Origin of the sequence: Paracoccus aminophilus JCM 7686, assembly GCF_000444995.1 — a bacterium.
Lineage (GTDB): Bacteria > Pseudomonadota > Alphaproteobacteria > Rhodobacterales > Rhodobacteraceae > Paracoccus > Paracoccus aminophilus.
In genome coordinates this window covers 279,915-301,498 of sequence record NC_022049.1, presented here as the reverse complement: position 1 = coordinate 301,498, position 21,584 = coordinate 279,915, and the positions used below count along the sequence as shown (strand labels likewise).

General features: G+C 62.5%; 18 protein-coding genes. All 18 read right to left on the bottom strand.

What is annotated here, in order from left to right:
- Nucleotides 1–503: 503 nt before the first annotated feature.
- Entirely contained in the window at nucleotides 504–1,421 is a 918-nt protein-coding gene (locus JCM7686_RS19470; protein WP_020952435.1) for an alpha/beta fold hydrolase, read from the bottom strand.
- 22 nt (nucleotides 1,422–1,443) lie between these two features.
- Nucleotides 1,444–2,586 (bottom strand): efflux RND transporter periplasmic adaptor subunit, encoded by a 1,143-nt coding sequence (locus JCM7686_RS19465; RefSeq protein WP_158442384.1) that lies wholly within the window; start codon nucleotides 2,584–2,586, stop codon nucleotides 1,444–1,446.
- A gap of 94 nt (nucleotides 2,587–2,680) precedes the next feature.
- Nucleotides 2,681–4,033 (bottom strand): TfuA-like protein, encoded by a 1,353-nt coding sequence (locus tag JCM7686_RS23655; RefSeq protein WP_020952433.1) that lies wholly within the window; start codon nucleotides 4,031–4,033, stop codon nucleotides 2,681–2,683.
- Nucleotides 4,030–5,268, bottom strand: a complete 1,239-nt coding sequence (locus tag JCM7686_RS19455) for a YcaO-like family protein (protein ID WP_020952432.1) — start codon at nucleotides 5,266–5,268, stop codon at nucleotides 4,030–4,032. Before JCM7686_RS19455 ends, JCM7686_RS23655 begins: the two co-directional genes overlap by 4 nt.
- Nucleotides 5,269–5,280: 12 nt before the next feature.
- Entirely contained in the window at nucleotides 5,281–6,471 is a 1,191-nt protein-coding gene (locus JCM7686_RS19450; protein WP_020952431.1) for an ABC transporter permease, read from the bottom strand.
- Entirely contained in the window at nucleotides 6,468–7,634 is a 1,167-nt protein-coding gene (locus tag JCM7686_RS19445) for an ABC transporter permease (protein WP_020952430.1), read from the bottom strand. The genes JCM7686_RS19450 and JCM7686_RS19445 overlap by 4 nt, the downstream gene beginning before the upstream one ends.
- A gap of 10 nt (nucleotides 7,635–7,644) precedes the next feature.
- A complete protein-coding gene (locus tag JCM7686_RS19440; protein WP_020952429.1) occupies nucleotides 7,645–8,334 on the bottom strand; it encodes an ABC transporter ATP-binding protein in 690 nt (229 codons plus the stop codon).
- Nucleotides 8,335–8,454: 120 nt separating this feature from the next.
- Nucleotides 8,455–10,995, bottom strand: a complete 2,541-nt coding sequence (locus JCM7686_RS19435; RefSeq protein WP_041528158.1) for a hypothetical protein — start codon at nucleotides 10,993–10,995, stop codon at nucleotides 8,455–8,457.
- Entirely contained in the window at nucleotides 10,985–12,043 is a 1,059-nt protein-coding gene (locus JCM7686_RS19430; RefSeq protein WP_020952427.1) for a site-2 protease family protein, read from the bottom strand. The genes JCM7686_RS19435 and JCM7686_RS19430 overlap by 11 nt, the downstream gene beginning before the upstream one ends.
- The gene (locus JCM7686_RS19425; protein ID WP_020952426.1) at nucleotides 12,036–14,378 is read right to left on the bottom strand and encodes a nitroreductase family protein; all 2,343 of its coding nucleotides are present in this window, start codon (nucleotides 14,376–14,378) and stop codon (nucleotides 12,036–12,038) included. The genes JCM7686_RS19430 and JCM7686_RS19425 overlap by 8 nt, the downstream gene beginning before the upstream one ends.
- Entirely contained in the window at nucleotides 14,375–15,040 is a 666-nt protein-coding gene (locus JCM7686_RS19420) for a TOMM precursor leader peptide-binding protein (protein WP_020952425.1), read from the bottom strand. Before JCM7686_RS19420 ends, JCM7686_RS19425 begins: the two co-directional genes overlap by 4 nt.
- Nucleotides 15,037–16,380: a YcaO-like family protein gene (locus JCM7686_RS19415; protein WP_020952424.1), complete on the bottom strand. Its 1,344-nt coding sequence runs from the start codon at nucleotides 16,378–16,380 to the stop codon at nucleotides 15,037–15,039. The genes JCM7686_RS19420 and JCM7686_RS19415 overlap by 4 nt, the downstream gene beginning before the upstream one ends.
- Complete coding sequence (locus JCM7686_RS19410; RefSeq protein WP_020952423.1) at nucleotides 16,377–17,312, bottom strand: thiopeptide-type bacteriocin biosynthesis protein; 936 nt, start codon at nucleotides 17,310–17,312, stop codon at nucleotides 16,377–16,379. Before JCM7686_RS19410 ends, JCM7686_RS19415 begins: the two co-directional genes overlap by 4 nt.
- A 41-nt stretch (nucleotides 17,313–17,353) precedes the next feature.
- Nucleotides 17,354–18,451 (bottom strand): ABC transporter permease, encoded by a 1,098-nt coding sequence (locus tag JCM7686_RS19405; RefSeq protein ID WP_020952422.1) that lies wholly within the window; start codon nucleotides 18,449–18,451, stop codon nucleotides 17,354–17,356.
- On the bottom strand, nucleotides 18,451–19,470 hold the full coding sequence (locus JCM7686_RS19400; RefSeq protein WP_020952421.1) for an ABC transporter ATP-binding protein: 1,020 nt from the start codon (nucleotides 19,468–19,470) through the stop codon (nucleotides 18,451–18,453). Before JCM7686_RS19400 ends, JCM7686_RS19405 begins: the two co-directional genes overlap by 1 nt.
- Nucleotides 19,471–19,731: 261 nt before the next feature.
- Nucleotides 19,732–20,856 carry a molybdopterin-synthase adenylyltransferase MoeB gene (gene moeB, locus JCM7686_RS19395; RefSeq protein WP_020952420.1) on the bottom strand — a complete coding sequence of 375 codons (1,125 nt, stop codon included), beginning with the start codon at nucleotides 20,854–20,856 and terminating at the stop codon, nucleotides 19,732–19,734.
- Nucleotide 20,857: 1 nt separating this feature from the next.
- Nucleotides 20,858–21,136, bottom strand: a complete 279-nt coding sequence (locus tag JCM7686_RS24115; RefSeq protein WP_158442383.1) for a MoaD/ThiS family protein — start codon at nucleotides 21,134–21,136, stop codon at nucleotides 20,858–20,860.
- Between the two features lie 233 nt (nucleotides 21,137–21,369).
- On the bottom strand, nucleotides 21,370–21,558 hold the full coding sequence (locus JCM7686_RS19385; RefSeq protein WP_020952419.1) for a hypothetical protein: 189 nt from the start codon (nucleotides 21,556–21,558) through the stop codon (nucleotides 21,370–21,372).
- Nucleotides 21,559–21,584 lie beyond the last annotated feature (26 nt).

Genomic DNA, 21,584 nt, shown 5'->3' with positions numbered 1-21,584 from the left:
CCTGTCCGGCCATCAGCGGGCGCATACACTTCAAAAAGGCGCGGATGCGGTGTTCTCGCGCTTGGTCGGGCCGATCAGATCGGTGCGGCCCTCGCGGATATCGCCCTCGACCGCAACATCGGGATGGGCGGCGTTGAAGGCGATCAGCGCGAGCGATTGCGCGCAGATCCGCAGCTCTCCCGACAGCAGATGTTGATGATCGCGCCCCCGACGTCTGCTCGACCCGCCGCGTCGTGCGATGACACAGCGTTATGCCGAGCCGCTCTTCAAGCTGGCGCGCCACCGCGCCGACCGCCACCGCTGTCACGCCAAGCTTATCCCCGGCGCAACGGCCAGAAACTCCAGCATTCCCTTGAACAATTCGTGGTCTGATAGGGTCGGGCCGATCAGGAACATCCCACCTTCGAAAGCCGAAGCCAACGTCTACAAGGCCCTGCAAACCGAACCCATCGCCGCGTAACGAACCGGAATCAGCCTCCGGCAAACCCGGCGCGGGTCTCAGCTCACTGCAAATCCAGAAAGCGCTTCACGGCGGTCTCGAAGTTGGCGGGCTGGTCCAGCATGACGAAATGACCGGTTCCCTCAATGCCATCAAGCTTGTGATCGCGAACAGGCTTATAGAGATCGGTGTAAAGCGCGGTCGCGCGCGCGCTTTCGGGGTAAACCAATACCATCGGAATGCTCAGAGATGAAAGGCGGGGGCGAAGGTCCAAGGTCAGCATCTCTTTCATCGCTTCCGCACTCACCTCGTTGCGCGATGCCGCGACCCAGGTCTCGACCTGATCCAGCCCGGCTTGGGTCAGGGACATGCCGCGCAGGGTCGCGGGATCGACCTTTCCCTGAGGTGCGGCGGCCATCATTGTCTTCATGCGCTCGGCCATGGGCTCCGCCGAAGCCGCCGTCGCGTTGGCGTCAAAGAGCAGCGTCAGAAACGGCAAGGTGTCGACGACCATCACCTTGCTATAGGCCTCGGGATGGTCCAAGGCCGACAGCAAGGCAACCGTGCCGCCGAGGCTGTGGCCGATCACCGCCGGATGGTCCAATTTGTTTTCCTTGGCATAGGCGGCCACTTCGTCGGCGACACCCTGAAGCAGGCCTCCGGCGGCATTGACCGGGCTCTCTTGGCCGTCAAATCCGGTGATCTGCACCAGATGCAATCGCGCCTTTCCAGCCAGATTGTCGGCGAGACCTTTCCAGACATCGCGCGGAGTGGCCAGACCGGGCAACAGGATGACATCGGGTCCATGATCGCCCAGAACTTCGACGGAAATGCGGTCCATTGTCACGATATTGCTGGCCGGTTTGACCGCGGCGGCGCTTTCGCTGGTATCCGTGGTCACGCTCGGCTGCGCAGGGACAGGCTGCCAGATCAATGTGCCGCTCATCAGCAATGTCACGGCAATCAGGTTTCTTGCGTTCATGGCTTTCCCTTTCTGGTTCGGTTCAATCCGCACGCGCGGTGCGGTCGGGCGCGAGAAAAGAGGCGTCAACGCGCATACCGGGGAAAAACCTCGGATCTGGCGCGTCGAAGGCGATCGAGACCTTGATTGCTGCGGTCGCGGGGTCGACGTTTGGTGTGATCAGCTTGATGCGTCCATCCAGCGTCAGGTCGGGATAGGCTGGCGTCGTCAGCGTCACCTTTTGGTTCGTCCGCAACTTGTCGAGATATTGTTCGCTCACATCCACTTCGACCAGAAGCGACGAAAAATCGACAATCGTTCCGACACCGGTGCGGGTAAAACCTCCCGAGGACAGCGGCGAAACGATCTCGCCGAGATTGGCGTTCAGCTCGGTCACGACCCCGGAAAATGGCGCGCGGATGGTGGCGTCGTCGATCGCCTGTCGGGCGATCTCCACCTCTTCGCGCTGAACGTCGATTTGTTGGCGCTGTGCGCGCACCTCGGCTTGAGAGACGTTGTTCAGCGCCACCGCATCCTGCAATTGCTGCTTTGGCACCAGCCCACGATCGGCGAGGACATTCGTGCGGTCGAGCGAGATCCGGGTCTGAACGGCTTTTGCATCGGCGACTTCAGCCGCGATTTCGGCGGCGCGCATCCGTGCCTCGGCGCCGCGCGTGGCGCGCAAGGCCTGTTCGGTGTCAAGCAGGGCGATGGGTTGGCCCTCGGTGACATGTTCACCCTCTTCGACAAGGATTTTGGCAAGCCGCCCGGTGACGCTTGACGATACGGTCGCGACCCGCTTGGCAACCACGGTCCCCGAAGCCTCGAGCGCAATTTGCGCGCTGGGTGGCTCGACCGTCTTTGCCGTTTCGTTCGCGGGTGTCGCTGAATTGGCCGAGGCGATTGGCGCCGATGTCGGCTGGGGGGAGGTCGTTTCAGCGACGGGTGCAGCGGGGGGGGCAGCCACGGGTGCAGCGACGGGGGCGGTCGCAAGCGTCGCGGCCATCGCCGGTCTTACGACCTCGGCGCCATCTCTCCGCGCGCCCGTGCCCAGATAAATCCCGGCCACGGCAATCGCGCAAAGCGGCAAGAGCAACAGATTGCGACGACGGCTTGGCTGAGGTGCGGGCAGGGGGTCATTGCGGCGCATGTTGCCCAGAACCGTGCCAATTCGGTCTCGTTCCACCTTGTCCAACTTCGTGAAGCCCTGTGCCGAGTCGGGCTGTGCGGAGTCGGGCTGTATTGAGTTGGGCTGTTCTGAGTTGGGCTGGGCGGGTTGCTCAGATGGCTGCTGGATCATGCGAGACCTCCCTTTGACGGGCGCCGAGATACGAGGCTATCAGCGCACGGGTGAATTGCTGGCGACTGCCGAAGCCAAGTTCGGCAATGTGATCGTCGAGGGGCTGCTGCACCGGGCCTTGCTGGCTTTGATACCAGTCAAGCGCACCGTCGAGGCCCGGCACATGTTCGGGCGAGGGGGAGGTGATGCCGAGGTCCGACATCACCGCGGCGACGGTGTTGGCCTGTGTCTTGACCTGTTCATAGGCCCCCATGCGGCGCAGCACGTCGGGGATGCGGCTCAAGAGATCGGGCATGACCCGTCGCGCAATCATCCGCGCCAGTTCCTCGTGCCGCGCAAGGCGCAGGCACGCATCGGCATCCATGTCATTCGCAGCCATCCAACCGGAAAGCTGCTGGGCGCTTGCGAGCCCGCGGTCCTGGCGGAAGCGCGTGAGCGCGGCGCGGTCATCGGTCACGACCAGCTGCATCCGTCGCGCTTCGCGATCAATCAGCCGGTTGGCGAGCGCCTCGCGCAGCATCTCGTGTCTGCGGGGATCCGCAATCCGCACATGTTCGGACAGGCGCTGCGCACCGGGGCCGTTTGACCCGCTCTCTGTATCAATCAGCTCGCGCATGTGATCCCAGAAGATCGTCGGCTCGAAGCTAAAATCTGCACGATGCGGCGGGCTGCCTTCGGCGATCCAGCCCCGAACACGCTCGAGCAGCCGCACGGCATCTTGACGCTTGAGGTCGAAATCACCCGCCTCGATGAATTCGCGCAACCTGACGCGTTTGTCGGCGGATTGTCCGAGGTTTTCGCGCTCGGACCACAGCATCTCCCAAGATCTCGTCGGGTAATATGCGGCCTTGAGCCTCGCGATGATCGTTGCGGCTTCATCGGCGGTCAGCACGCCGTTTGCGACCGCTGCACCGAGGCCAAAACGCAGGTTGACCATCGGGGTGCTGGCCAGCCGATAGCCGTCCTCGGCGGTGGCATGAGCGACCGCGACTTCGTCATCATCGGTCAGCCGCCCCGCAGCAAAATCGGCGAAAATCTGGCCAACGCCCTCCATGCCGAAGGCGGCAAGTTCGGCAGCGCGCAGCGCACCCATGCTCGATGCGCCAAAGACCGGGATGCCTTGCGACAAGGCGTGCAGGATCTCCTTATGCCAGATGGCGGGCGTGGATTCGAAATAGCCATCGACGATGCCGATCGCTGCAGGAGCGAGGTCGCGGGTGACACGGTAGATATCGCCCATGCGGCAGGGCGGCAGATAGTCGGCGGCAAGGATGCGGCGCGCCTCGGCGACAGGCAGGGTCGGGCCAAGGAAAATGACGATTGGACGGGTCATGTGAGACGTCCTTTCGCGGCTGCTGCGGTGACGCTGGCGGCGCGCGCGCCCGGACGGTAAACCGCGCTACGCGGCGGCTCGAGCCCCGGCACCACCAGTTTGACGACCGGGATCCCCACGTCGTCGCGGCTGAGATCGGCCAGATAGGCATGATCGATGCCCAGAGCGCGCAAGCGGTCGAGCAATGCTTGCAACTCATCCTCGAACCGCATGTGCGTCGTCGGCAAAATCGGCGGCATCCAGCTTTGTGTCCTGTTGGCCGCTTCCGTCAAAGCGAGTTGCGCCTCAAGGCTCAGCGCGTCTGCATAGTCATGGGGGAACAGATCGTCGCGGCTCCCGGAAATGATCGTGACGCGGCTTTGAATGGCCTCGTGGACCGCGCGCGAGAGCGCAACCGTGAAATCAGAATGGGTGCCATGCCCACTCGCCGATGGCAGCGCGCGCCAATTGCCGCGACGGGGGTCGTCGATCATCTCGCAAGTGAAGGTCGGCACAGCAAGATCGCTGGTCACATCCTCGATCACCATCACGATCCCGGCCTTGTCGAGCCGCGCCGCGAGCGCCTGGAAATAGGGGTCGGGGATCATGTCTTGCGCAATGAACCGCCGTGGCGCGCGGGCAAGCGAGGCCAAGGTCAGCGCGTCGCGCTCGATCAGCTCGAAAAGTGCGTGAACGATGGCTTCCAGCAGATGGTTGCCCGAGGCAAGTCCGTTCGTCGTCTTCAGAAGCAGCGGGCGCTGGTCCTCGCTCTCGACAAAGGCGGTCGAGAGGGTTTCATAAGGGACCCAGGCAGGGCTCTCGGTCATCAGATCCCAGACCTTGGCCCAGACCAGCGGCAGCGCCGGATCCAGATGGGCATCCGCGCGCAGACCGAAGGCCAGAGGATCGGGCAGGTCCCGTTCGGACGCCATCGTGTTCCAGCTCTCGATGCGCAGCGGCAGCGAGATGCGCTCGCCATGCCAGCCCTCGATCGATTCCATCAAAGCCGATGCCTGCGCGGCCTCTCGGGTCCGACCCTTGCCTTGCGAGGTCGATAGCGCCCGCGCGTTCGGTCTGATCGCCACACTGACAGGCAGGCCGATCCGGTCCAGCCCGGTGATATCCGCCACCCGCGTGATCCCCATCCGCGCCAGATGGGGGGTGACGCGGGCGATGGTTTCGGCGGGCTCGCAGAGTCGATGCGTGCCGTCGAAATAGGCTTTCTGCGCGGAAAGGTCCTGACCGGCGATCTGCATGATCTCATTCCCTCAGTTGCGTTGCACGAGCAGGCGCGCGACCGGCAGGCGGCGCAACTGCATTGCCGGGCCAAGGCTGCCTGCGATCCCGATGATGAAGGCAAGGATGACGGCCTCGACCATAATTCGCGGCGTCACCGCGAAGGTGAAAACGACCTGCGTGAAGTCATTGGCAAAAAAGAGCGTCGACACGAGTTTGTCGTTGAAGAGCAGATAGCTGACGGCGACGCCAACGCAGGCCCCCAGCAGGTTCAGAATGACCGCCTCGGCCGCGATCGACAGCGCGAGCGCGCCATTGGTCCAGCCCAGCACATTCAGGGTTGCCAGCTCTTTCGCGCGGGATTTGACGTGGCTGTATCCGGTATTCAGCGCGGCAAAGACGGCACCAAGGCTCATCAGGGCGACGATGACCGAACCCAGAATGCGCACGAAGCGCTGCATGTTTTCTGCCTGTCCGGCATAATAATCCCTGCGGCTGACGACCGACACATTCAGCCTTCCGTCGCGGTTCAAGGCATTTTGAAGGTCAAGCGCGCTTTCTCCGTCGCGGCGGGGCGTCAGAACGACTTGAACGTTGTCTCCGCGGTTCAAGGCCTGCTGCAACATGCCGCGATCCGTCCAAAGCTCGGATTCCGAAATATTGCCGCCCGCTTCGAAAACCCCGACAACCGTCCAATTCGCACCCGAAATGCGCAAGGTTTCGCCCAGAGCAAGACCGCCGAAATGTTGCTGTGCCCGGCGCCCGACGACGAGTTCGCGCCGCCCTGGCGTAAAGTCGCGGCCTTCGATGATGTGAAAATCACCGCGCAACTTTTGCGCCTCCGGGCCGACGCCGCGCAGCGCGACATTGAGCGAGGCGCCCGACGGGCCATCAAGCGCCACGACGGCATAGGATTCCGAACTGGTCACAGATTGATCGGAGCTCTGGCCATTGCGGCGATTGGATTGGATGAGGCTCACCTCTTCAGCGGTGAGCGTGCTTTCCATTTCGGACTGCGCACCGCCGCGCAGGATCATCCAGCTATCCTCGACCTCGGACAGTTGCATCGCCTGCCGATAGCCCGCGCCGATGGACAAGATCGCGACCATGACCGCGACAACGACCGCTGTGCCAAGCACCGTGTTCAGGGACGACCACAACCGCCCCTGCAGGCTAAGGGCTGCGATCAGCAGCGAGGTGATCATCTGACGAATAACGCTCATTGTACCGCCTCTCCCAATCCGCTGATGATTTTCTGGCGACGCTCTTGGACGATCGGCGTGATCGAGATCACGAGCGTGCAAAGCGTGATGAGCCCGAAGGCAATCGCCCAATCCCGCCAGTCCAGCCGCATCAGAGACAGAAGCTGGTCGGTTCGGGTCGCGACGATCAGGACCACGATATTGGCGATCGCCATGCCGAGCAGTCCCGCCGCCGCCATCAGCACGGCGACCTCGGAAAAGATCAGCCTCGCGATGCGGCCCGAGGCAAAGCCAAGGGTGCGCATGATGGCAAAGTCACTGAACCGGCTGCGGATCCCTTGCATGACCGCGTTCGAGGTAATCAGGATCAATGTCCAGAAGACCAAAGCCAGCGCCACCGTGATCATGGCCTTGAAGTTGCCAACCTGCTTCAGGAAGCTTTGCGCATAGGCCTTCTCGGTGGTTGCCGTGGTTTCGTTCGGCGAGTTGGCGAAAGCCTTGTCGATCGCCGCGGCGACGGCTTCCGCGTGACGGGGGTCATCGACGCGGACCGCAAACCATCCGACCGTATCCGCGCCACTGCTGCGTTCGTGATTGAAATAGCTGTAATTGATGACCATCGAATTGGTCACGCTATCCTTGGTGGCGGGATCGAAGATTGTCGCGATGCGAAAGGTCCAGATTGGACTGCCATCCTTGCGAATGTAGATCAGCGATCGGATCGGGATCAGGTCTCCGACCTTCCAGCCTTGCGCATTGGCCATTTCGCGACCGACTGCGACACTCGCCGGCTCGGCCAGCCAGCGGCGATAGCCTTCGGAATCGTTGAAGGCGACCTCGTCGACCATGTTCGGAAAGAGTGCCGGGTCGGTGACAATCGCGGCGATCCGGTTCGAGGCGGCGCGGTATGTGCCCCCGAAGAAGGTGAAATGACTGACCTCCCGCACCCCGTCGATTTGCTTGATCCGCTCGCCAAGACCGACGGGCAGCGGCGTCATCACCGAGGTCTTGCTGACGACCATCAGCCGATCCGCATCGCCGAAATCCACCCGCGAGTCGAAGACCCGCAGAACCGGAAGGAACAATCCCAAGAGGATGAAGGCGACAATGATCGAACCCGCAGTGAAGGCGGTTCGCAGTTTGCTCTGTTTGAGATAGGTGGTGATGAGGGCGAGATCAGCCATTGCTTCCTCCTCAGCTTGAGCTTTCGGCTCGGGTCAGATGCATGGTGCGATGGGCGCAATTGGCGACATCCGCATCGTGGGTCGCCATGACGATGGTCTTTCCGAATTCCTGGTTCAGGACCCGAAAGAGATCCATCACCTGGATCGACGATTCCCGATCGAGGTCTCCGGTCGGCTCATCGCAGAGCAGCAGGTCGCCCTCCGCGACCAAGGCGCGGGCAATTGCGACGCGTTGCTGCTGGCCCCCGGACAGTTCCTCGGGACGATGTTCGGCGCGATCTGACAGGCCGACCAGGTTGAGCGCCTCCATCACCCGCGAGCGCCGCTCTGAGGCGTTCAAGCTTGACAGAAGCAGAGGCAATTCGACGTTGCGCGCGGCGCTGAGTGCGGGAAGCAGGTTGTAGAACTGGAAGATGAACCCGACATTCCGGCTGCGCCACCGCGCCAAAGCCCCGTCACCCAAGGCCGTCAGATTGCTGCCCGCCACCTGGATGCGGCCTGTATCGGGGCGATCGATCCCGCCAAGCAGGTTGAGCAGCGTGGTTTTACCGCTGCCCGACGTGCCCATGATCGCCAAAACTTCCCCGGGTTGAACCTCGAAGCTGATGTGATTGAGGACAGGAACACGGATCTTGCCCTTGAAATAGGTCTTGGTGACGTCCTGCACCGACGCGAAAGCACCAAGGCCATTGGCGTCCAAAGGCCGTGCCTTCGCTCCCTCTGACGCGGAGGCGAGATCGCGGAATGTGGGGGAAAGAGTGTACACCATTTTTACCTAAAACTCCTGTCGATGAAAGAAGTGTGATCTGAATGCGGGATGTCAGGATGATCTCTGGCGCTGTCCGGCGGTAATCGTCATTTCAAGGTGAAGCTCGGTGGCATGAGGTTGGTCGCCGATGCGAAACCACAGCTCTTCGGGGCCGGGTTGAGCCCGGCTCAGCACGATCCAGTCCGACTTCCGCGCGATCCGTCCCAGCATTGCGAGCCAGAATGGGTTGGCCAGATCGAGCCAGATCGGCTTGCGGTTCACATCCATCATGTCCTGCATGATCAACGAGTTCCGCCGCTCTGGGACATGCGCCTGCGCGAACAATTGGCGCGGAAGCGCGTGTCTGTCGCAGTCGCGGCGGACGGCGCGCAACTGCGCGGCGGGCGTGCCCTCGAGCCAGTGCTCAAGCACATGCGAGGCGCGGACCCACCATGCGTCCCGACGCAGCACAACGCGGCCATGCGTGACGCCGGGGCGCGCAAAAATGGCAGGTTTGGCGTCCAGATCCTGCGGCGCCAGACGCGGCCGGGCCAGCGTGAACGGACGTGTCAGCACGCTGAGCGCATAGCGAACGCCCCATGTCGCTGTTGGCAGCGTGTTGCCCAGATATTGCAGGTCAATGGCCTGACCCTGCCGGTCCACGAGCCGAAGAAAGCCGGTCTCGCTGTCATGGCGCAACCGCAGATCGTCCGCGCGGATAAGCTGATCGGCGGGGCGGGTCGTCGGCTCTCCGGGCCAGTCGAGGATACGGTCGGTGATCTTGCGATGCGCCTGCAGGTCGCTGCAATGGCTGCTCACCGGCATCTCGACCGGCTCGCCCGCGCCCGCGATGTGCCTGCTCCAGTTGCGCAGCCCTTGGGTCAGACGCGTCTGCTGATCGAGCGTGCCATGGGTGAAGCGTGTCGCAAGCCAGCCCGCGCCGTCAAACATTCGGTTGATGACCAGCCGGGCCTCAGAACCCGATTGCAAGGCGATCTGCGCATGGGCGGTCACGGGAACCCGCACGCCGGGAGGCGCGGGTTCGGGCATCGCTTGATCCGTGCGCGCCCCGAATTCGGGCAGGTCGATAAGCTGGCCCACGACGGCGAGAAGGAAGGAGACGACATCGTCGCAGGTGCCATCCGGGCCATAGACCTCCAGAAAGGCCCGAACCAGCCGGGTATAGACCGGAGAAATAGCGACCTGCCCACTCAGGAAGTCTTGCAGATCGGCCAAGGGCGACAGCAAAGCGCCGCCGATCTCGCCCTGGACCCCTTCCAGCCAACAGTCTTCGGTGACGATGTTTTGCAGCGTTTCCGCGCCCTTCGGCATCCCGGCAAGCGCATTGGCGTGCTGATGCAGAGCGTCAACTTCGCCAAGCGCAGGGATCCGCTGTTGCGCGTCGAGCTGACCGATGCTGCGTGCAACCTCATCGAGCTTTGTCACGGCTAAGGCGAGTGGGGTCAGATCAGCGCTGGTCCGGCATCTCTCGCTGAGGCGAGCCGCGGGATTTGGCTCGAATCCGTCCGCCACAGGGACGGCAATCAAGATGCCGCGCTCGACCAGCTTTGACAAAGTTGTCTCTGCGGTCGCGGGTGTCAGCCCGATGTCAAGAAGCGCCTGCCGCCACCCGCGCCAGCCAAGGCTGCGGCCCGGCGGCAACAGAGCCTCCAGCTCGGGTTGAAGCAGGAATTGCGCCCATCGTTGCTCATACCAGGCGCGCCCACCCAAGACGATTTGGCGCCCGCACAGGCCGACCTGCCGCCCACCCCCCATGGCGCGCAGCGTCGGATTGACCATCAGGGGAAGCGCTGTTGTGCGTGCGATTGCCGCGAAACTGGCCTCGGCCAATTGGCTTGTCACGCCGCGATTCAGAACGGATTGGCCGGTAAATCTGGCGCTGCTGCCCGCGTGAACAAGACCTGTCGCCATCGGATTGATGTCGACGATCGCGTTGCCCATGAAGCTTGAAAACGGGCTGGTCTTTACGGAAGCGCGCGCCAGATACCCCAGAAGCGAGCGCTCCAGCTTGTCGGGCCAAGGCGTCTTCGGCAGTTTGCGTTCGTGGTTTGCGTCTTTGAGCACCCGCAGATTGGCCAAGGCCACGGCGCGCGCGAAATGCGGCACAGCCAAGGGCGCGCGCAGATTGGGGCGCAAGACGGTCTGGATCTCCCGCGCGATGGTGGTGTCAAGCTGCGCCTCGGCCTTGGCCAGATCGGCCTGCGCGGCAAGCCAGTGCTCGAGCAGCCGCAGCTCCTCGGGATCGGTCATCAGGCCCCGCAACGCCTGAAGATGCCGCTCCTTTGGGCGATGGGTGCGCCCGTTATGGATATGGCGGCGCAAATTGATGACGGTGCGGCGCAAGTCCTGATCAAGTTCCAGCGCTGGAACCAGCCGATGGAGAGCCTCGGCCAGATTTTCACGCAGCGCATTCATTGTCGCTTCCGCGCGGCTGATCCGGTCCAGAAGCGCCTCGGTTTCCCGCAGACGCAAGGCTTCGATGGCGGCAAAGGGCAGAGAGGAGACCCTGAGCAGCGCGAAATCCGCCAGTTCGGGAAGATCGGTCGCGGCGTGCCGCGTCGACGTGATGTGAGAGGGCAGGTCAAGCTGCATGAAACCACCAAAACCAGAGAAGAACCGCCAGCCCCTGCCAAAACATCGAGGCAAGCGCGCGATACAAAGCGACATCCATGGGTCGCGACATCTTTGCCCCGCGACGGCTGAGAGCCGAGCGGCGCAGCAACTCGTCATCGCGCAAAGCCTCGATCATATGACTGCCGTCCGAGGGCATGATCGGGTTGAGGTTCAGCGTCAAAAGGAGCGCCGATCCCAGAAAGACGAACGGCAGGGCCGAGGTCACGCGCGGATCAAGGCCCCAATCTGGGCCAAAGACCAAAAGTCCCGCCGCCAGCGCGCAGCACAGCAGATCGACCAGCGGGCCGACCGCAGGGATCCAGAACCGCTTGCGCCGATCCGTCACGCGATAGGCGCCGCTGGTGTCGACGAAAGGCCCGGGCGTGAGCCCGTGGATCAAAAGCCCTGCCGAGGTCACAGGGATACCTGCCATACGGGCGGCGACGGCATGGGCAAGCTCATGGATCGGCAGCAGGACGAGCAGCAGAAAGGCGAGGCCGCCCCATGAAAAACGGGTGACGATCTCGCGCGGATGAGGCAGCGCAGGCGAGAGCACCAAAGCCGTCAGCGCGACACCTGCCGCCCCCAGAAGGACGCCGAGCAGAAGTCCGCGCAGGAAAGACGGCAGGCCAAGCAGGACTGCCGCGATCGCACGCGCCACCGGGTCGGGATTGAAAAGCACGAGGCGATGGGTCGTGCGCCGGATCGGGGTCGCCTCCGCATGGCCCAAAAACCCCGCCGTCACGAGCTGACCAAGGAATTGGCGCAGCTTGAAATTGACATCGCTCGCGGCAGGAAAGCGACGGCGAAGGTGGCTTTCCAGTTCGTGCAGCGTGGCGCCTTGCGCGAGCAGCGGGACCAATTCCGCGCCTACTGGGCTTATGCGCATCGAGCGCCCGTCATCCGGCTGGACCAGGATCGTCATATGGTTGCGCCGGACGCGGGCAATGCCGGGGCGCATCGCGAAGACCTCATTCTCATCCGGCGCGGCGGTCATTGGCCGGGGTTGGAACGCAAGATCAGACATGCAGGCCCCCGGCGGTTTGCGCATCTGCGGGCACGCCCATGCTGACCCCAAACAGGGGGCAGTCCGTATATCGGTCGATCCCGAGGAGCTCGCCCCATGCGGATTCGCTGATCCCGCCCCAAGGGCAGCCACCGAGACCGAGGCTAAGCCCGACCTGAAGCGCCTGCATCGCGGCAGCACCGGCGCGGGCATAAAGCTCGCGATAGCCGCGCGCGCCCCAAAGATCGACGGCATCGTGGAAGCGCCCGGTGATCAGGATCGTGAGCGGGGCATCCGCCAGCGAACGCTGAAGCATCCCCTGCGCCAGCTCATCCGAGGTCAGGTTTTGGCGGATGCGGACCAGCTCGCCGGTCGGGCCCTTGCGCCAAATCCCCTGATTTTCGGCGTCGATATGCGCGGGAATGGCGAACCACAATGTCGTCCGCGCGGGCAGCGCGCCCTGCGCATCAAGGCGCAGGTCAAGGGCGGAGACGCTGTGGGCGATCTGCGCAAGGCTGTGCAGCGGCAGTGGCGCTTTGGCGAAAATCCGGACAGAGCGGCGCGACAGCAGGCGTCGCGGGAAATCGGCGGCCGTAAGGTCAGACGGTGCCAAATCGGGCAGCGGTTGCGCTTTGGTGAGGGGCAAATGCGCGGCGAGTTCGGCCAGTTGCGTGACCTCTTGCCCCTGACGCAGATCTGGATAGGCCGCGCGCATGGTCTCGGCGCCCCGGCCGAAGCCAGCCGCGAAGGTGACGATATTCGCTGTTCCCCGCAAGGCCACCCCAAGCGCCTGCGCCGCGGAAATGTCGCGCAGATTGGGATAGTCGCGAAGCTCGATCCCCATCTTTTCCGCAAGGCCGGAAAGCACCGCGCGCATGATGCCAGAGTCGAGTTGCGCAAAGCGGAACGCGAAGCTGTTGTATTTCCGTTGCGATTTTTCGGTCGTGGCAATGCCGAACGCCACAACGGCGGGCAGCTCGTCCAAAGTGACCCCCAGCATTGCGCACAGGTCTTCGTCGCTGACACTGCCAAGGCGGCACAGCTGATGTTCGGTGGCGTCATAATGCCAGCCGGTTCTCGGGGGCAGGCCCGCGACATTGCGGGTGACAACGTAGAGGTTGACCGCGCCAAGACCGCCCGCGCTCGGCGTGATGCGGTGGGGGCCATCGTAACCGGCGGCAAAGCGCAAAAGTGCGGCCAACCGGGCCATATCGACGTCTGCCCCAGCGCCGAGGTCCAGATCCAACGAGCCGGGCAGCGCTTGCGCAGGCGCACCGAAATAGGGGTCGGGACGCTGCGCGGTGGCTCTGAGATTGGCCGCAGAATAGTGCATCTGATAGTCACGGGGGCTGAGGAAGCTGCGCGGCGGCATCCCATTGGCCGCGTTGTGCAGCCGCCAGACCAGATGCTCTGGATCGGCGGCGGGCGCCGCTTCTATATGGCCAAGTCCGGCGGTGATTTCTCCGGGCCAACGGGTCAGTTTAACCTCGGCATAGCTCGGCGGCTCGCCCGGGTGGCGGCGGTGGAGATGGCAGAGGTTGTAAAGCGACATCCGCCCAATCCGGCTGATGATGTTTTGGACATGCATGGCGGCGACGGCGGCCCAGATCTCGAGATCGCGCGGGACCCCTTCGGGGCGCTCGGATTGAAGGCGGCGAAAGCAGGCGGGGCTGGCCGAAAGGCCGGGGACGAACAGCGGGCCGACTTCCACCAGAGTTTCCCCCACGCACAGATGCAGGGCGGGGAGACCAAGCGACCAGGCCTGCGCGAGCCAGTCATCTGCCGAAGTTTTCGCGTCATGAAATGCGATGACCAGATCCGGGCGACAGGACAAATCCGAAGGGTCGCCCAGTGTCATCACCTCGCCCAGACCACAATCGGCCAAGGCTTCTGCGAGCATTTGCGCACCGTCCGAGGGGATCAGCGCGACGCGCGCCCCGTTCAGCCGCGCCAGTGCCTCGGCCCGGTTGCCGTTGACCCGCGTGGCGTCGATATGACGCCCGAGAAACCCCGCGAGCGGCGTTTCCGGGACGAGGTCGCCGCCGTCTTCGAGCAGCCCGCGGCTGTAAAGCAGCGCGACCGCACCCATGATCTTGTCGGGCCTCACGGATGGGAACTCTGCCACGATTTCGGGCAGGCCGCGGCTTCCGTCGAGCTTTTCGATCAGGCGCGGGATGAAATGGCGGGCGCCAGCGCCCGATATCAGCTGAAGCCCGTCGATGCCGTCAAAGAGGATGCCACTTGCGCCGAAGGGCGCCATGACGATTTCGCGCGGAAATTTCGGGAAGACTGGAAGCTTCAGCTCAGGATCGCGCGTGAAGCTGCTTTGCATCATGTCGGCGGTGACCTTGTTCATCCTGCATTCTCCTGAAGGGCTGGCTCCTGAAGGGCTGGCACGAGGCAATTCACGAAGCGCGCGCCGATTTCGCCTGCACCGGAGGCGGGGAAACAATGGGGGCAGGCATGAACGGGCAGCACTGCGCTTTCGAGTACTGTGACCGTAAGCATGTCCGCGACCCGCAGGCCGCCCGCGGCATCAAGAGCCGCCCGACCCTCACCCAGCGCCGTTTCGGCATCGTGGCGCAGTGCTGCGGCCGCAAAGGCTGCGGCGGGTGGGGAATAGCCGCGCGGACCTGTTTCGGGGCGGTAAAGATAGTGGGCCTCAAGCGCCGCTTCCCGCTCTGGGGTCGGGTAATGCGTGCCCCGGCGCTTGCGGTAGCAGGCATAGCACCCCTTGCCGCCCGGTATCACCAAGGGGCCGATTGTCAGGCGTGTCCCGCTGAGTTCAGCGAGCGACCACGGCTTTGCAAGCGCATTGCAAAGGCTGTTGAGCGCGTGAAAGGCCTCGGGGTAGGGCCGGAAGGCGGCGACGGCGATGAACTCGGCGGCCTCGACCATCGTCGCAAGACCGGTGGGGTCGTCCAGCGGAAAAGCGGTGATCTGGTCCTCGGCCTTTGCCGCGCGGGTTGCTACGGCGTGACCGAACTCTCCAAGAGCGAGAAACAGGATGCGTGTCATGCGAATGGCTGCGGCAAAGGGTTGATCTGGGCTTCGCAAAGCGTTCCGAAGCCGGCTTTTGCGGGGTAGTCGTAAAGGCGTGGCGTTCCGAGAAAGCGGCCCTTCTGGACCGAGCTCATCGGCATCAGCCCCGGAATGACGGCGCGCACGACCCAGATGCCGAGGTCGCGCAATTCGTCGGTTGTCAGATCGACGATCACCGGCTCCATGCCAAGCGCCTCCAGCCGGGCGACGATGTAGCTCAGCCGCTCTGACGGGCTTTCGGCCTCTGGGCGCAGCATCTGCGACAACAGGACCGAACGTGTGCTGTGGGTCAGAAAGTCGAAGGCGGGTTCGTGTTCAGGGCGGCCCAGAAGATGGGCCCCGTCATACAGCGCGCGAAAGTCGTTGCTGTCGGCGGGCACGTCCTCGACCAGACGCAGGACGGGACGCGCGGGCGCGGCCTCGCGAATGGTCTTTGCACAAAGGGCGGCGGGGTCGAAGCCGGTCGCACAGTTCACATATTGCGCGGTCGCGGGATGGCCCGGCACACGCTGCAGCGAATAGACGGTCGGCACGCCGATATCGCTGGTCGCATCAAAGAAGCTTTGATTGATCAGTGACCGCTCGAGCTGGCCAAGCTCTCCGGCGAGGGCAGGGGGGGCGGGGCGATCGATCTGGATTTTGGGCAAGCCCAAACGCGCCAGCCACAGGATCGAGATGGCGTCGCGTTCGATGACCTCGCACAGAGCCGAGACGATCGCGGTTTGCAGGCAGAAATGCGCGGCAACCCCGGTGGAAATTTCCTGCCAGAACCGCTCGTTGCGGGCGGGACGCGCATAAAGATGCGTCATGACGGTCGGCACCCAGCGTTCGCATTTCTGGCTGAGCGACCAGCCGCGCGTCCAGCGGATCGCCTCGCTTTTGTCCGGGGCGATATAGGGGCAGCCCGGTTGCGCCAGCTCGGCTTTCGAGCAGCGCGCGATCCGGTCGAGGTCGATCGCCGCCGCGCCAAGCTGATTGGCAGAGGTCACGAGGAAATCCTCGGGGGCATAGGCCATGTTGGCGTAGCGCTCGGCCCCTTCCATCACCGCGCGGATCCAGGCGAGTTCCTCGTCGAGATCCGCACCGGCTCCGCCAAGCGGTTCATTCGCCACCTCGGTGCCGTCGGGGCGGATGACATGGGGAAAGACCTTGGAAAGATTTCCAAGCTTGCTCACGGCGATATGCAGGTCCGGCGCGCCGTTTTCGCCGGTCATGCGGGTGACGCCCGACATGATCCCACCTGAGGGCATCAGCAGCCGCCACACTGAATGGCGCGCCCGCAGCTTTGCGTCGTCCAGATCCATCTGAGGGGTCATGCGGCCAGCGCCTCCCGCGCGATCGCGCCCTCAAGAAGGGAGGCAATGTAAGCCTCCTCGAGGACCGCGATACCCAAGCGGTTGTTCATGAGATGCGCGATGTTGAAGGTCAGCACCTCGGCATCGGCGTCGGTCGTGGTGCCCGCTGCCGCATAGGCGGACGCGGCCTGTCCCAGCGCTTCGGTCCAGCGCGCGATTAGTGGCTGGGTCAGCGCGCGGATCCGGGGATCTGGATCGAAGGTCGAGATGCCGGATGCGTCGAGTTCTTCCGCTTTGCGACGGAAGCGATCGCGCCAATCCTCGGCGGCGGGCGTTTTGCTGCCCAGCCAGTAATAGGCGTATTCGCGCCAAAAGACGACGGGGTCGGTCTGCGGTTGGAAGGCGTCAAAACAAGCGCGCATGAGGGCGGGCAGCACTGACTTGCGCGAGAGTTGGCCCACAGCCTCTGCCTGCAAGAGATCGCAGGCGATTTCCGAGGAGACATGGAACAGCTCTTCGGCGATCGGCATCCCGACCGGACCGCCGAATTTGTCATATTCGGGCTCGTAGGTGGTCAGCTTGAGGCGAATGTCATTATGGGCGATCGACAGTGTCTCGATCTGCTCGGTATAGCCGGGGGCCGCGACCATCGGGGCATAATTGCCGGGCGGCTGGCTGCTGATCCGCGCGAGGATCATGGCGACGCCATCATTCAATTCGATGGAAAGCCTGGCCGCGTCCTCGGGCAAGGCCTGCGCGCGGAGACGAATATGTATCCCGCCGTCATCGACATATCGGATGTAGAACCAGCGCCCGATGCGGGGATTGGCGTTGACGAGCTTCTGGATCTCGATGAGCAGCCAGTCCATCCGGTCCATCGCGGCGCCCAGATACAGACGCAAATAGACCCAGTCAGAGGGATTGGGGATCTGAGGCGTTGCTTCGACATTCATCTTCAGACTCCTCTTGGTTTTGGTGTGATGCATTGAGGGTTTCAGGCGCGCTGAGCCTGAACGTCACGACTGCGCATGTCGAAAGTGAAGGTGCGATTGGCGATCAGCAGCGCCAGCAGCGTGAAGCCGAGCATCATGGCGATGTCTTGCCAGATCGGCCAAAGACCCTGCGCTCCGCTGATGATCTGGCGGTAGGCATCGGCGAGGTAGCTGACGGGCATGATCCGCGCGACCGCCGTCAGGACCGCCGAGCCCTCTGGGTTCCAAAAGACATTGCCGCCAAAGAGCATCGCAAAATTGGCGATCATGATCAAAGCCATGCCGCTTTCGGTGCTGCGCGCGATCCCGGCAAGGGCGTAGCCAATGCTCACCAGCATGATAGTGCCGAGGATCGAGATCCCGAAGGTCGCAAGCCAGGCGCTTGGGCTGAGCGTTATGATGAACGCGCCAGCAGCAAGCAGCAGCGTGAGTTGGACGCTGGCGATCAGGACGCGGAACAGGACCTGACTGACGACCAGCTCTCGCGTGGTGGTCGGCGTGAGCAGGATGTAGCGCAGCGTTCCGCGTTCGCGCGCCTTCAGGATCGGCGTCGCGGTCATGAATAGCCCCATCTGCACCAAGGCCAGCGCGAGCATCCCGGGATAGATGAAGTTGAATTCGGCATTGCTGCCTTCGACCGTCGTCATCTCAAACGGGATGGCATCGGCCGTCTCGCCTTGGCCCAACTTGATTTTGGCGCGGGCGGCGTTCACCACGGTTTCCGCAAGGCCCGCCGTCGTCGTATCCGCGACGACGCGCACGCGCGGGCCTGTCGCCGTGGGAGTCCAGCCCTCGGGCAGGATCACGGCGGCCGTCACGTCGCGCCGCGTGAGCGCGGACCGAAGGGTGGCCTCGTCGGAATAGGTTTTGATTGCGATATTTTGCGAGGCAAGCGCATCGGCGAATTGCTGGGCCTCGGCGCTTTTGGTCTGATCGACAAAGCCGAAGTCAAAAGTTGGATTGGATCGCACCAGCGCCGAGCCGGTCAGGATCACGACGAAAAACAGCGGGAACAGGAACGTCAGGAACATCGCGCCGAAATCGCGGCGCATCTCGATGAATTGCGATTGCATTAAGGCAAGGATCCGGCTGCGCGACATCACTGAACCCTCCGGGCTGCATGTGGGGTAAGTTTCAAGAACAGATCTTCAAGCGTCGGCTCAGCGATGCTGACTTCGGTCAGCTTGTCGCCATATCGCGCGGACATCTCTGCAAGCATCTCTAGCGGCGCGCTCGAGAGGATCTGATGTTGGGCGCGCCCGTCGCGAAGCTGGATGACCTGATGATCGCTCTGGCTGGTCTCTATCTGCACATCGCCCGCGGTCACGAAATAGACGCGGCGATGGCGAAAATGGCGGCGGATCAAATCGTTCGGCGCGCCTTCGGCAATGATCTTGCCCTTGTCGATGATCAAGACGCGGTCACAGATCCGCTGCGCCTCTTCCATCTGATGGGTGGTGATCAGCACCGATGTGTTGCGGCGGTTGCGCTGTGCATAGAGGATTTCCCAAAGCGCCAACCGGGCATGGGGATCGAGTTGCGATGTGGGCTCGTCGAGAAACATCAGATCGGGATCGCCCATCAAAGCCATCGCAATCGCGACGCGTTGCTGCTGCCCGCCCGACAGGCCGCCAACCCGCTTGGCACGCTGATCGCTGAGCCCGACAAGGTCCATGATCATTTCGGGATCGACTTTGCTGTCATAAAGCCCGCGCTGGAATGACAAGAGCTCGGCGACTGTGGTTAAGGGGGGAAGAACCGAATGTTGCAGCGCGATCCCGATCCGAGCCCGGACCTTTTGCATGGCCTTTTGATCCTGCACCTTTGTTCCCAAAACCTCGACCTCGCCTTGATCGGGTTGACGGATCCCTTCGAGGATTTCGATGAGCGAGGTTTTGCCTGCACCATTCGGACCAAGCACGCCGATGAACTCGCCACGCTCGACTGCGAGTTCCACCCCGCCCAGAGCATCGACGACTTTACCGCCATTTCGGTAGGTCTTGAAAAGGTTCGATGTTTTAATCGCGAAGGGGCGGTTTTCTGTTGCGGCAAGGCTCTCGGAATCCTGAATATGCGGGGCGGAATAGGCGAGCGTGGAAAGGCCGGTTCTCGGGGTCATTGGGACCTCCTTGGGTCGGTGGTAGACGAAAAGCGTCCGTGCTAGCCTCGCCGACGGAAACGGGAAAAGCCGTTCCTGTCAGCGAAGGGAGAACACGATGCGCGGATCAACCTCGACGGCTGTTGCGATAGCTGTTGGCCTTGCTGTGGCCTTGGCCATGTCGCGTTCAAGCAATGCTGGCGTCTCGATTGCGGTCGGCGTGGGTGTTGCCGTTGCAATCTGGGCAGCGACGAAATCGCGAAAGGGGTAAATATCGCCGTGTCACGCATTGCGGCGCCCCCATTCATCCATACCGCCTTTGACGCTGTAAACTTCCGTAAACCCGGCGGACATCAATATTTGCGCGGCCAGATGCGAGCGTTTGCCCTTTTGGCAAATGCAAATGATAGCGCGGTCTTTGGGGATTTCGGCCAGTCGGTCGATGATTTCGCTAAGGGGAATGCCTTGAGATGCGGCGATACGGTAGATGCGTTCATTCTCATCCCGCACATCAAGAAGCGTCAAGGCCCTGTTCTCGCCCAGAAGTTCGCGTAACTCGGCGCAGGAGATTTCGGTCACCTCGCGGTGAGTTTCACGCGGGAGCCGGGGCTGCACTTCAGCGCAACAGGGGCAATCCATTCGGCGGCGAATTGCGAATTCGCGAAACGTGGTTTCTGTCGCTTCAAAGGTCAGCAGACGCCCGATCATTGGCCTGCCGAAACCACAAATCAGCTTGATAACCTCATTCGCTTGCAGGCAGCCAATAATGCCGGGCAATACCCCAACGACTCCGGCTTCTGCACAGCTTGGCGCTAAATCGGGTGGCGGAGCATTGGGATAGAGACAGCGATAGCAGGGACCGCCCGCGGCGGGATCGAGCACGCTTAGTTGGGCTTCGAACTGCATGACCGACGCGGATACAATCGGGATCCCCGCCGCGACGGCTGCGTCGTTGATCGCGTAGCGGGCGCGGAAATTATCGGTGCCGTCAACCACGACATCGCAGTCGCGGATGATGCTTCGGGCATTGTCGTCGCTCAACCGCTCTTCGATTACGACGATCTCGACGTCGCTGTTGAGCGCGCCCAGGCGCTCCTGTGAGGCCAGCGTTTTGGCGCGGCCAATATCTTGTTCTGCAAAGAGAATTTGGCGGTGCAGATTGGATTCATCGACTGTGTCGAAATCAACGAGGACGATCTGTCCGACCCCCGCCGCGACAAGATAGAGAAGTGCGGGCGCGCCCAGACCGCCTGTGCCGATCACCAGAACCCGCGATCTCGTCAGCGCGAGTTGGCCGCCAACACCGATCTGATCGAGGATGAGTTGCCGACGGTAGCGCGCGAATTGCTGCGGGTTGAGGCTCCCGATCTTCGGGCGCCGTCCACCAATCCGGTCGAAATGTCCCATCTTAGCCTCCCGCCATTGCGGGGATCAATGAGACCACATCACCGTCCTGAAGCTTGATTTCGTCCGAGGCCGTTCCGGCGAGACTTTTCTGATTGAGAAAGACACCGACGAAGTCATAAAATCCGCCACCAGGGGCAACAATGCGTCGGGTCAGGCCGGGATAATGCGCCGACAATTGCATGATCATTGTAGGGAAATTCGTGGAATCGGAGACTCTGATTTCTCGCGCGCCATTACAATATTGGCGTAATCCGGATGGCACTTCGATTGTAATCTGCATCGGAACTTCTCCTTCCATGGGCGGGATTTCGCCGCCTTTTGGGAAAACTTCTCCGAGCCCGCAAAAGCGGAATCAGTGGACTTTTATATCGTGCTATGGTATGAAGAATATGTGTGGAGGCTGACGGATTCGGTCTCGAAAACAGATCCGCCAGCCAAGCCATCGCGGCGAGAGATGATCATGCGCCTTGTAAAAGACGAATGGTTATCTCTCGTTCGTTTTGGCTGATCTGCTTAGCCGCAGCTGATCACAGACCCAACCGAGCCGAAGCTGCCCGTACAGGTGCAGCAGCTTGCCGAACTTGCCGAGCTGAGGCAGTCGGACAGCAGTTGCACTTGTTCGGGAAGCTCTTCAGCGAAGAGGTCCAGATGATCGTCTCCGGCAATGTCGAAGACATGGGTGTCGAAAGTGTCTTTCGTCATGTTTAGTCCTCCATTTGCAGAATTAA